We start from the raw sequence: 11100 nt of genomic DNA on the forward strand, positions 1-11100 counted from the left end.
GCCGATGGTAGTGTGGCCTAAGCCATGCGAGAGTAGGTCATCGCCAGGGTTTTTACCCCGAAAACCCCGCTGCTCACGCAGCGGGGTTTTCTTTTATTGCAGGCACCTGGTTTTGACAGGTATCTGTTTCTCGGAAGAGACCTCTGCCGAGCTGGCGCAACGCGCTGCTCCAACCGTCTCCCTGGTGAAATTAGCGCTGTGGCACCACCCGATCCCATCCCGAACTCGGAAGTGAAACGCAGCTGCGCCGATGGTAGTGTGGCCTAAGCCATGCGAGAGTAGGTCATCGCCAGGGTTTACACCCAAAACCCCGCTGCTCACGCAGCGGGGTTTTTTTTGTCCGTCTCCCAACGGACGGGGAGCGTTTCATTACAACTGCCGCAGCAGACGCGTACGGTCGTGCGCGTGCGGACGGTACGGCCAGTGCGGCGGGTGTCGTTGGGTAGTTCTGCGTTTTGGGGATGGTGGCGTCTCCGCTTGCATCTTCCACGAGCGTGAGGGCCCCGTAGCGGCCGGCAGGCCCCTCGGCAAATGTCCCCCGGCCGCCGCCTGACGGCGACGCCCTCCTCCTTGATGTTGCCCAGGCGCCTACCGGCCGCTACGAGGCTTCGCGTGCTGTGTGCGGACTGACCAGATCAATCCCGGCACTCGCTGTCGCGCTGATGCTGGGCGGCGCCAGTTGTCTGGATACGTTGGGTCGCGATGCCCTTGTGGGCGAAATCAAGGAGGAGGGCGTCGCCGCAAGGCGGCGGCCGGGGGCGTTACCGGCAAGGGTATCGCGCCCCAAAGCCCGACCAACCCAGCCGCCGACCCAAAAAAAACGGCGCCTAGAAAGGCGCCGTTTTCATGAAGCAAAGATCACGTCACAGCAATCAACCGCTCAGCGTGCAGACTCCGCGGCCGGCGTCTCAGCGCCCTTGCCCTTCATCATCGCATCGCGTGCCGCCTTGAACGGATTGCCCTCGTACCAGTTCGGCCACCGGTCGCCGCCAGCCAGTTCCTTGCCAACCCCGTACAGCAGCTGCAGGTCCTCAACCGTGCCATCCAGCTTCCAGGTTGCGGGATCGAACTCGTCCTTCGGGCCGTGGTAACGGTGGCTGCCATAGTCTTCGGCCGCCTTGCGGCCCGCCTCGACACCGCCGTCGCGCAGATCCTCACCACCGTCCGCATAGAGCGCCGGCACACCCGCCTTGGCGAAGTTGAAGTGATCCGAACGGAAGTAGAAGCCGCTCTGCACCGCGGTCTCGCCGTGCAGCGTACGCCCCTGGTTCGCGGCCAGCGGCTTGAGGATGTCTTCCAGCTCGGAGCTGCCGAAGCCGGTCACGGTCATGTCCTTGGCACGGCCTGCCACCGACATCGCATCGATGTTGATCACACCGGCGATCTTGTCCAGCGGGAAGGTCGGGTGGCTGACGTAGTACTTCGAGCCCAGCAGGCCGGACTCTTCCAGCGTCACTGCCAGGAACACCACCGAACGCTCCGGTGCTGGCTGCTGGTGCACCATCGCATCGGCGACTTCCAGGATGCCGGCCACGCCGGTCGCGTTGTCGACGGCACCGTTGTAGATGGTGTCGCCCTGCTCACCTTCGTGCTTGCCCAGGTGATCCCAGTGCGCCATGTAGAGCACGGCTTCATCGGCACGCTTGCTGCCCGGCAGGACGCCGACCACGTTGCGCGACTTCTTCTCGGCGATGGTGCTCTTCAGATCGAAGGACACCTTGGCCTTCAGCGGGACCGGCTTGAAGCCGCGCTTGCTGGCGTCCTTGTACGCTTTGTCCAGATCCAGGCCGGCCTCGGCGAACAGCTGGCGGGCGGCGTCGGCGCTCAGCCAGCCTTGTGCCGGAAGGCGCGCTTCCGGGTCATCCTTGGCCGGAAGGTCGTACTGCGGGCCGGCCCACGAGTTCTTGACCACGTCCCAACCGTAGGAGGCACCGGCGGTGTCATGCACGATCAGCGCGGCGGCGGCGCCCTTGCGTGCGGCCTCTTCGAACTTGTACGTCCAGCGCCCGTAATAGGTCATGCGCTTGCCGTCGAACAGCTTCTCGTCGTTGACGTGGAAGCCGGGATCGTTGACGAACATCACGACCGTCTTGCCCTTCCAGTCCTGGCCGGCATAGTCGTTCCACTTCTGCTCCGGCGCATCCACGCCGTAGCCGACGAACACCAGGTCGCTGGCCTCGACCTTGACGTCCGGCTGGCCGCTGCGGGTGCCGATCACCATGTCGGTGCCGAACGTCAGCTCGCGGGTCTTGCCGGCCTGGTCCAGCGTCAGCACGGTCGACTCATCGGCCGTGGTCTCGGTCATCGCCACGTCCTGGAACCAACTGTCGCCGTTGCCTGGCTGCAGGCCGATGCGCTGCATCTGGTCGCGGATGTAATTGACGGTCAGCTCTTCGCCCTTGCTGCCCGGGGAGCGGCCTTCGAACGCATCCGAAGCCAAGGTCTTGACCAGTTCGGCGAAGTCGCCGGCATTGATCTCGGGCGAGAACGCATGGCCCGGTGCGGTCGGTGCCGCGTCGGTGGCAGGCGCCGCTGTGGGCGCGGCGGATTCGCCCTTGCATGCGGTCAACGCAGCGGCAGCGGCAAGGCACAACAGAAGTTTGCGGGGCATCATCGGTTCCTGGAACGGGAAAGGCGGGTGCGCAGCGCACCAGTGGCCACCATATCAATCCTGTGGCGCGGTGTCGGTATCGAAGGGCACTGCCACGGCGCCGCTGACCGGGCCGATGCGGGCAGTGCGGTGCACATACAGGGTGACCTCGCGCTCGAACTGCAGCGAGCCGTTGACCGACGCGTTCGGCCCGATGATCACGCGCGGTTTGCGGCCGGGCGTCAGCGACAGATTGAAGTTCGGCTTCTTGACCTCGATCCCGCCCTCGACCTGCGAGCCCACGCCGACGGTGATGTCGCCGTTGACCGTCTCGATGCCGCGCGCCACGCGCGTTTCGACCAGGCCGATGCTGCCATTGACGGTTTCCAGCCCGCCGTCGATCTGGGTGCCGCGATCCAGGAAGATGCCGCCGTTGACGGTGTCCACGCCGCCACTGGCAACCACTTCGCGCCCGACCCGCACGCTGCCATTGACCGTGGAAATGCCGCCGGTACGCGCGCGATCGGCCACGCGGATGCCGCCGTTGACGGTTTCGATGCGACCGGTGACCGCGCCTTCGGCGACCTTGATGCCGCCGTTGACCGTCTCCAGATTGCCGTAGCTCTGGCCGGCCTCGGCGGAGATGCTGCCGTTGACCTTGCTGATGTTGTCGCTTGCGAAGGCCGGCGCACAGGGCAGCGTCAGGGCCAGCAGCAGCGGAAGCAGGGAGCGTTTCATGGGAACCTCGATGGTGGAGCGCGGCTGGCAGGCCGCCTGCAGGAATGTCACCATGCATCGTTGCAATCCGCATCTGCCTGAAGTCACTGGAAAGCCCTTGCGCCACAACGCCTTTTCCTCACGCCGGGATAACAATCCGACCGACGGACGCGGTCGCACGCAGTGGCTGACCCCAGCGTTGCGTGCGCTGCTGCTGGCCGTGGCCGTTCTCGGCGCCAGCCCGCTGGCTGCACAATCCTCCAAGGAAGCCGAACGCAAGCTGCAGAAGCTGCGCAGCGAGCTCAAGGGCGTGGCCCAGGAGCGGCGGAATCTGGAAGGGCAGCGCGGGCAGGCGTCGCGCCAGCTGCGCGACGCCGATGAGAAGGTCGCCCGCACAGGGCGCGTGCTGGCCCAGACCGAAACCGCCTTGCAGCGCGAGACCCGCGCCATGAACGAACTGCAGGCCAAGCGCGATGCGCTGCAGGCCGGCCTGGAACAGCAGCGGGCGGAACTGGCCTCGCTGTTGCGCGCGGCGTACCGCATCGGCAACAACGCGCCGTTGAAGCTGCTGCTGTCGCAGGACCGTGTCGCCGATGCGAACCGCAGCCTGGCCTATCACCGGTATCTGCAGCGCGAGCGCGCGCAGCGTATCCAGTCCCTGACGGCTGATCTCACCGAACTGCAGCGCGTGGAGACGGAAATCGTCGAACGGCGCAAGGCACTTGAAGGCACCCGCCAACAGCAGAAACAGCAGGTCGCCACGCTGGCCGACGATCGTCGCGAGCGGGCGGCCACGGTCGCCTCGCTGGACGAACGGTACAAAGACCGCAGCGAACGCGAAAAAGCCTTGGGCCAGGATGCCAAGGCGCTGGAAACCCTGCTGGCCAATCTGCGCGCCGCCGCCGCCCGTGCCGAAGCAGAGCGTCGTGCTGCCGCGCGCCGCGCCGCCGCGGAGAAGGCGGCCGCCGAGAAGGCGGACCGGGCCGCCGCCGCGAATGGTACCCGGCCACCGCCGCGCGCGACCAAGACGCCCCCTGCGGTTGCCTCCGCGCCTGCGCCCAAGGTGGGCGGTCTGGGCTGGCCGTTGTCGGGCAATCTGCTCGCCCGCTACGGCGGCAAGCTGCCCGATGGCCGCACCAGCAGTGGCGTGCTGATCGGCGCGCCCGCCGGCAGCACCATCACCGCCGTCGCAGATGGCACGGTGGTGTTTTCCGATTGGATGACCGGCTACGGCATGATCCTGATCGTCGATCACGGCAACGGCTACATGAGCCTCTATGCGCACAACGACACGCTGCTGCGTGATGCCGGCGCCACGGTGAAGAAGGGCGAGGCGGTGGCCAAGGTCGGCAATTCCGGTGGCCAGGGCGTGACCGCGCTGTACTTCGAACTGCGCCGCAACGGACAGCCGGTGGACCCGGGCAGCTGGCTGCAGCGGCGATAAACCGCGCCCAACACGGGCGCGCCGCCAGGCACGGGGTTCAACGGGAATTTATCGTCGCTTCGCGCATAATCGGGCGACGCACCCCGTGCGTGGTCAACCGTCCCCCGCTCACCCTGGAGTGCTTCATGCGCGTAGCCCGTTCCGCCACCTTGCTGCTGGCCCTGTTGCCCGCGGTGTCCTGGGCGCAGCAGACCGCCGAAGCGCCGGCACGCGGGGCCGATGCGGCCACCACGGAAGAAGCGGTGACCTCACGGGTTCCGTTGGAAGAGATCCGCCGCTACGTCGCCGTCTACAACGCGGTGCGCGCCGCCTACGTGGATCCGGTGGACGACAAGAAACTGATGCAGTCCGCCATCCGCGGCCTGCTGCTGGACCTGGATCCGCACAGTACCTATTTCGACAAGGAAGACGCCGAAGCCTTCGATGAGCAGGCCAACGGCGCCTACGACGGCATCGGCGTGGAGCTGCAGCAGCAGCCCGACAACAGCAGCCTGAAAGTCATTTCGCCGATCGACGATACCCCGGCCGCACGCGCGGGCATTCTCGCCGGCGATCTGATCATCGCCATCGACGGCAAGCCGATCAGCGCGATCGAAGCCACCGAACCGCTGCGCGGCGTGGCCGGCACCAAGGTGGTGCTGACCCTGGTGCGCGAAGGCAAGCCCAAGCCGTTCGATGTCACGGTGACCCGCGAGACCATCCGCGTCACCAGCGTGCGCAGCAGGATGCTGGAACCCGGCTATGGCTACATCCGCCTGAGCACCTTCCAGGCCGACACCGGTGCCGATTTCCAGAAGCACGTTGCCCAGCTGCAGCAGCAGGCCGGGGGCAAGCTCAAGGGCCTGGTGCTGGATCTGCGCAGCAACCCGGGTGGCCTGCTCACCGCTGCCGTGCAGGTGGCCGACGATCTGCTCGAGAAGGGCAACATCGTCAGCACCCGTGGCCGCATCTCGATCAGCGATGCCCGCTTCGATGCGACCCCGGGCGATCTGCTCAAGGGCGCGCCGGTCGTGGTGCTGGCCGACGCCGGCTCGGCCAGTGCTTCCGAAGTGCTGGCCGGCGCGCTGCGCGACAACGGCCGCGCCCGCGTGGTCGGCAGCCGCACCTTCGGCAAGGGCTCGGTGCAGACCGTGCTGCCGCTGGACAACGGCGATTCGGTGAAGCTCACCACCGCGCGGTACTTCACCCCGAGCGGCAAGTCGATCCAGGCCACCGGCATCATTCCCGATGTGCTGCTGCAGCCGGAGAAGCGCGCCGGTGACGACGAGCTGCCGGCCAGCCTGACCGATTACAGCGAAGCCACGTTGCCCGGCCACCTGCGCGGTGACGAAGAAGGCACCGAAGGCTACAAGGCCGGTGATGTGCTGCCGGGCGATGGCCCGATCAATGACGCGCTGGCCGAGTTGAAGCAGCCCGGTTCGGTGCTGGCCAGGCAGAAGGCGGACGCGGCGAAGAAGCCGGCGGCCAAGCCGGCAGCGGCCGCGGTCAAGCCGGCCGACGCGAAGTCATCAGATGCGAAGCCGTCAGAAACGAAGCCGGCGGAAGCACCTGCGACTGCGCCGGCTCCTCCCGCGCCTGCCAAGCCGGATGCACCGGCGTCGACGGCGCCGATCAAGCCCTGACCGGTAGTGCCGGCCGCTGGCCGGCTCAGCAGAAATCCAACCGTACGTGGCGCCGGCCAGCGGCCGGCACTACCACAGCGCGATGGGTGTTCGCTTAGAACCCATGCCGCTTGCGCAGCCGTCTCGCGATGGCCGCACGCACATACACGCCGTAGCCCAGGCCGAACACGAAGCCGGCGATATGCGCCCACCAGGCCACCATGCCGAAGGTCGGGCCGATGTAGGCGAATACCACCTGCAGCGCTGCCCAGACCCCGATCAGCAGATAGGCCGGGGCGCGGACGAATTCCAGGAACAGGCCCAGCGGGATCACCACGCCCAGCCGCGCGCCCGGGAACAGGGCCAGGTAGGCGCCGATCAAGGCCGACACCGCGCCGCTGGCACCGATGATGATCTGGTCCGGGCTGCCCATCGTGTAGATGGCGGTCAGATTCGAGATCGCCCCACCGACCAGGAACAGCAGCATCAGCCGCCACGGCCCCAGCACGCGTTCGGCCGGCAGCCCGAAGATCAGCAGGAACACCAGGTTGCCCAGCAGGTGCGACCAGTCCGCGTGCAGGAACAGCGCAGTGAACAGCCGCAGCACGCTGCCATCCTGCAGCGTCGCCCACCAGTCCAGCGGGTGGGTCAGGCCGGTCGAGAGAGCGCCCCAGTCCATCCACAGGCTGCGGCGGGCATCGTCCGGCCGCGAGATCGACCACAGGAAGGCCACCCACAGCGCGGCGAACAGCAGGGGGGTGGCCCAGCGGTAGGCGGCTTTCTTGCGGGAGGGGGTCGACACGAACATGCGGGCACTAGCCTAGCGCGGAGGCTGAGCTGACGGGGATATGTCGCGTTCAGCATGAATAGCCACAAGGGCGACTTACGTTATTGTTTCATTAACCGCTCTCGGTATACTCGCATACGGCGTCGTATGTCGGGAGGGGAATCCGGCGCGTTGTCCTGACCCATCAAGGGGAGGGGCGGCGCAGGCGCGCGTTGCCAACATCACCGCTTTCCGGAGAGAACCAACAATGCATACCGCTTCCACTCTTGCCCGCGTCACCGCCCTGGCCGTCGGCATCGCCGGTGTCCTGGCCGTGGGCCACGTCAACGCTGCCGCCTTCCAGTTGAAGGAAAACAGCGCCAAGGGCCTCGGCCGCGCCTTCGCCGGTTCCGGCAGCGCCGCCGGCGACGCCTCGATCATGGCCGTCAACCCGGCCGGCATGCGCCAGCTCGAAGGCATGCAGGTCCAGGGCGACCTGAGCGCCATCAGCTTCTCGGCCAAGTACAAGGGCACCGGCCGCAATGGCGCAGGTCAGCCGCAGACGGGCGGTAACGGCGGCGACGCCGGCATGATCGCCCCGGTTCCGGCCGCGTACTTCCACATGCCGATCGGCGAGCAGGCCCACTTCGGCGTCTCGCTGACCGCCCCGTTCGGCTTCAAGACCGATTACGACAATGGCTGGGTCGGCCGTTACAGTGGTCTGAAGACCGACATGAAGGCCATCGACCTGGGCTTTGCCGCGTCCTACGACGTCAACCCGTACGTGTCCTTCGGCGCGTCCGTGTTCGTCGAGCACCTGACCATCGAGCTGAGCCAGGCTGTCGACTTCGGCGCCCTCTTTGCCGGTCGCGTGCCGGGCTACGCGCCGGGCAGCGCCGATGGCAAGTCGACCGTGAAGGGTGACAACAACGCTGTGGGCTGGACCGTCGGCGGCTTGTTCAGCCCGGACGAGAACACCCACATCGGCATCAGCTACCGCTCCAAGGTCGAGCACAAGATCACCGGCGGCGATGCCAACTTTGATCTGCCCAGCGATGGTGGCCGTACGGCGACGATCCTGGCAGCGACCCAGCCGGGCGTGTTCGTCAACACCAGCGGCAAGGCCACGCTGACCCTGCCGGCCTCGGCCACCCTGAGCGTCACCCACAACATCAATGACCGCTGGACCGTCATGGGTGATGTGACCCGCACCGCGTGGTCGACCGCGTTCGACACGGTCACCATCGACTTCGCTTCCAACCAGCCGAACTCGGACCTGAACTTTGGTTACCGCGACACGACCTTCGTCTCGCTGGGTACCGATTACAAGCTGAGCGACACCGTGACCCTGCGTGGCGGTGTGGCGCTTGACCAGACCCCGACCACCGACGCGCACCGCGACGTCCGCGTGCCGGATACCAGCCGCAAGTGGCTGTCGCTGGGCGTGGGCTGGACCCCGTCGGCGAACACCGAATACAACTTCGGTTACACCCACCTGTTCACCAGCGAGCCGAACATCCTGGTCAAGCCGACCCAGGGCAACCAGGGCAACTCGCTCAACGGCAAGTACAAGGTCCGTGGCGACGTGCTGGCCGCTTCGTTCAACTACAAGTTCTGATCAACGCAGCACTGATCGGTTGAACGCAGCAGCAGAAAACCCCGCGAAAGCGGGGTTTTTTGTTGCCTGCAGACAAGGCGAAAGCGGTCAGCGCAACTGCCGCGGCGTGGCGTTGAGGCGCTTGCGCATCAGCCGGCGCAGGGCGGTGGGATCGCGGTAGCCCACGCGCTCGGCCACGGTCTCCACCGAGTAGCGGCTGTTCTCCAGCAGGGTGCGCGCCTGGTTCAACTGCACACTGCGGATCAGGTGCAGCGGCCCTTGCCCGGTTGCCTTGCCCACCTGCCGCGACAGCGTGCGCGTGGACATGCCGGCGTACTTGGCGAGCGCACCGACGCTGACCGTGGCCGGCAGCGTGGCTTCGATGTGGGCGGTGAGTGAGGCGATCAGCGCGTTGCCCTGCGCCATCATCGCCGGGACCATGAACGGCGATTGCAGTTGCCGGCGATCCAGCAGCAGCGCCCGTGCCACCGCATCGGGAAGCGCCGGGCCAAAGCGTTGCCGGAGCAAATACAGCATCAGGTCGGTGTGCCCGAGCGCAGCACCGGCCGTGATCAGCGGCGCGTCGTCGATCACCATCCGGTCTGGATCGACCCGGCACTCCGGGGCTTGCCGCTGCAGCGCGCCGGCCAGCCACCAGGTGGTGGTCACGCTGCGCCCGGTCAGCAGCCCGGCATCGTGCAGCAGGAAGACGGAGGCACAGGAGGCCGCGACACGCCCGCCCGCCGCCACATGCGCGCGCAGCGCCCGCACCACACCCGGGATGTCGGGCTCGCCCAGCCGCTGTGCGATCGCGTCAGGATCCTCCACGCCCAGCCCTGGCACGATCCAGCACGCCTGCGCATCGGCGACGCGTGGCATCGGCGCGGCACGCAGCTGCAGGTGCGTGCCCAGTCGGACAGCGCCGCGTGCCGGGCTGCAGACCTGCCAGCGCGGCACCGGCAGACCCAGGCGCGGGGCGAGGGTAGCCGCCGTGGTGAGGATGTCCAAGGTGAGCGCGACGCTGGAGGCGAACGCGCCCGGCAGGACGATGACAGTGAAATCGTGCATTGGCTGATTGTGCACGAAAGATGTCGGATCGGCCGATGTTGCCCGGGGCGGCGTTCGGCTCCAATGGAGTCCCTTTGCGCAACCGGTCGATCCCCATGCCCAACATCACCCTCATCCTTCCCGCCAACGCGTTCGACGCCGCTACCCGGCAACGCCTGCTACAGGCGGTGCATGGCGCCGCCGTCCGCGCCAGCGGCTTGGGTGCCGAGCCAGCCCAGCAGCGCCTGTGCTGGGTGATGCTGCAGGAGATCGCGGCCGGCCACTGGCTGTGTGGTGGTCAGGACATCGGTGCGCACTGCATTCCCTGCCAGGTCGAGGTGCGGATACCTCACGGCGTGCTGGACGCACGTCAGCGCGCCGACTACGCCCGGCAGCTGCACGAGGCCATTGCCGGTTGCTTGCGGCCGGAGGATCCCCGCGTGCTGCTGAGTTCGATCGTGATGACCGATATCGCCGATGGCCACTGGGCGGCCAACGGCCGGCTGTGGCACTTGAACGACTTCGTACAGGCGGCCGGTTACGCGCATCTGCAATCGCAGCTCGCATCGGCATGATCACGCGCGCCGCGCGGCCGAAACGATGAACACTGGAATGACATCCAGCACGACGTACAATCCCCGCCCGGACTGCGCCCTGCCGTCCCGTGATTACTGACAAGGATCTGTATATGTCGTCTCTGTTGCTGCGCTCCACGCTCGCCATGGGTCTGGCCGGTCTCTCGCTGCCTGCCATTGCCGCGCCGGAGTTCGCCGCCTGTTTCACTTTGACCCCGGGTCTGTCCTGGTCGAATGCCGATGAAACGCTCACCATCGAAAAAGTGACCTTCGCTGGCCAGAACGCCATCAAGATGCACAGTGCCGGTGGTGGCATCGGGATGGCCACGTTCCATGACATCAGCGGCCGCCAGCTGCTGGGCCAGGAGCGTTACAGCATGTCCAGCGACGGCCCCACGCGGACCGATACCTTCAAGCCGGCGCCGACGTTCCCGCAGAGCGCCAAGCCGGGCGATCGTTTCGAGCTCACTGGCGCGGGCGAGCGCACGAACCATGTCGACGAAACCGTTGAACCGGTCGACTACGACGGTTTCTCCGACTACACCTTCGTCGGTTTCGAAGACATTGAAGCGGACGTTGACAACCAGCCGCGCACGTTCAAGGACACCTGCCACGTCACCGCGACCTTCGAAGACAGCCGCATCGAGGCGTGGTATGCCGCCGGCTTCGGCCGCATCAAGTTCGAGCGTTACATGGGTAGCGAGCTGCTGATGCAGGACCAGATCGAGTCCATCGAAAGCCCGTGACCTACAAAAAACCCCGC

General features: G+C 66.7%; 9 protein-coding genes and 1 rRNA gene. 6 read left to right on the forward strand and 4 right to left on the reverse strand.

Going from position 1 to position 11100, the window contains the following annotated elements:
* The first annotated feature begins 180 nt into the window (after nt 1–180).
* Nucleotides 181–295, forward strand: a 5S ribosomal RNA gene (rrf, locus tag BCL79_RS14215).
* A gap of 585 nt (nt 296–880) precedes the next feature.
* Here the strand turns inward: rrf and BCL79_RS14220 are convergent.
* The gene (locus tag BCL79_RS14220; RefSeq protein ID WP_121042234.1) at nt 881–2611 is read right to left on the reverse strand and encodes a M28 family metallopeptidase; all 1731 of its coding nucleotides are present in this window, start codon (nt 2609–2611) and stop codon (nt 881–883) included.
* 54 nt (nt 2612–2665) lie between these two features.
* Nucleotides 2666–3328, reverse strand: coding sequence for a hypothetical protein (locus BCL79_RS14225; protein ID WP_121042823.1), 663 nt, complete (start codon nt 3326–3328; stop codon nt 2666–2668).
* Between the two features lie 97 nt (nt 3329–3425).
* Here BCL79_RS14225 and BCL79_RS14230 point away from each other — a divergent pair, with 97 nt between their 5' ends.
* Together BCL79_RS14230 and BCL79_RS14235 are read left to right on the forward strand one after the other, a co-directional pair.
* On the forward strand, nt 3426–4751 hold the full coding sequence (locus BCL79_RS14230; protein ID WP_428999467.1) for a murein hydrolase activator EnvC family protein: 1326 nt from the start codon (nt 3426–3428) through the stop codon (nt 4749–4751).
* A gap of 125 nt (nt 4752–4876) precedes the next feature.
* Nucleotides 4877–6373, forward strand: coding sequence for a S41 family peptidase (locus BCL79_RS14235; RefSeq protein ID WP_121042236.1), 1497 nt, complete (start codon nt 4877–4879; stop codon nt 6371–6373).
* A 94-nt stretch (nt 6374–6467) separates the two neighbouring features.
* On the opposite strand, the gene BCL79_RS14240 is transcribed toward BCL79_RS14235, so the two are convergent.
* The gene (locus BCL79_RS14240) at nt 6468–7160 is read right to left on the reverse strand and encodes a rhomboid family intramembrane serine protease (protein ID WP_019186003.1); all 693 of its coding nucleotides are present in this window, start codon (nt 7158–7160) and stop codon (nt 6468–6470) included.
* Between the two features lie 226 nt (nt 7161–7386).
* Between BCL79_RS14240 and BCL79_RS14245 the strand changes: the two genes are divergently transcribed.
* Nucleotides 7387–8736, forward strand: a complete 1350-nt coding sequence (locus BCL79_RS14245; RefSeq protein WP_121042238.1) for an outer membrane protein transport protein — start codon at nt 7387–7389, stop codon at nt 8734–8736.
* A gap of 87 nt (nt 8737–8823) precedes the next feature.
* On the opposite strand, the gene BCL79_RS14250 is transcribed toward BCL79_RS14245, so the two are convergent.
* Nucleotides 8824–9783 (reverse strand): GlxA family transcriptional regulator, encoded by a 960-nt coding sequence (locus BCL79_RS14250; protein WP_121042240.1) that lies wholly within the window; start codon nt 9781–9783, stop codon nt 8824–8826.
* Between the two features lie 95 nt (nt 9784–9878).
* Between BCL79_RS14250 and BCL79_RS14255 the strand changes: the two genes are divergently transcribed.
* Together BCL79_RS14255 and BCL79_RS14260 are read left to right on the forward strand one after the other, a co-directional pair.
* On the forward strand, nt 9879–10337 hold the full coding sequence (locus BCL79_RS14255; RefSeq protein ID WP_121042242.1) for a tautomerase family protein: 459 nt from the start codon (nt 9879–9881) through the stop codon (nt 10335–10337).
* A 113-nt stretch (nt 10338–10450) separates the two neighbouring features.
* Nucleotides 10451–11083 carry a hypothetical protein gene (locus BCL79_RS14260; RefSeq protein ID WP_121042244.1) on the forward strand — a complete coding sequence of 211 codons (633 nt, stop codon included), beginning with the start codon at nt 10451–10453 and terminating at the stop codon, nt 11081–11083.
* The last annotated feature ends 17 nt before the right edge of the window (nt 11084–11100 follow it).

The sequence above is a fragment of the Stenotrophomonas rhizophila genome (assembly GCF_003651185.1).
GTDB classification, from domain to species: Bacteria; Pseudomonadota; Gammaproteobacteria; order Xanthomonadales; family Xanthomonadaceae; genus Stenotrophomonas; species Stenotrophomonas maltophilia_Z.

What these genes read in the sequence shown, in the direction of transcription:
- BCL79_RS14255 (WP_121042242.1), top strand. Translation starts at nt 9,879, where the DNA reads ATGCCCAACATCACCCTCATCCTTCCCGCCAACGCGTTCGACGCCGCT.
- BCL79_RS14220 (WP_121042234.1), bottom strand. Translation starts at nt 2,611, where the DNA reads ATGCCCCGCAAACTTCTGTTGTGCCTTGCCGCTGCCGCTGCGTTGACC.
- BCL79_RS14245 (WP_121042238.1), top strand. Translation starts at nt 7,387, where the DNA reads ATGCATACCGCTTCCACTCTTGCCCGCGTCACCGCCCTGGCCGTCGGC.
- BCL79_RS14225 (WP_121042823.1), bottom strand. Translation starts at nt 3,328, where the DNA reads ATGAAACGCTCCCTGCTTCCGCTGCTGCTGGCCCTGACGCTGCCCTGT.
- BCL79_RS14235 (WP_121042236.1), top strand. Translation starts at nt 4,877, where the DNA reads ATGCGCGTAGCCCGTTCCGCCACCTTGCTGCTGGCCCTGTTGCCCGCG.
- BCL79_RS14240 (WP_019186003.1), bottom strand. Translation starts at nt 7,160, where the DNA reads ATGTTCGTGTCGACCCCCTCCCGCAAGAAAGCCGCCTACCGCTGGGCC.
- BCL79_RS14250 (WP_121042240.1), bottom strand. Translation starts at nt 9,783, where the DNA reads ATGCACGATTTCACTGTCATCGTCCTGCCGGGCGCGTTCGCCTCCAGC.
- BCL79_RS14260 (WP_121042244.1), top strand. Translation starts at nt 10,451, where the DNA reads ATGTCGTCTCTGTTGCTGCGCTCCACGCTCGCCATGGGTCTGGCCGGT.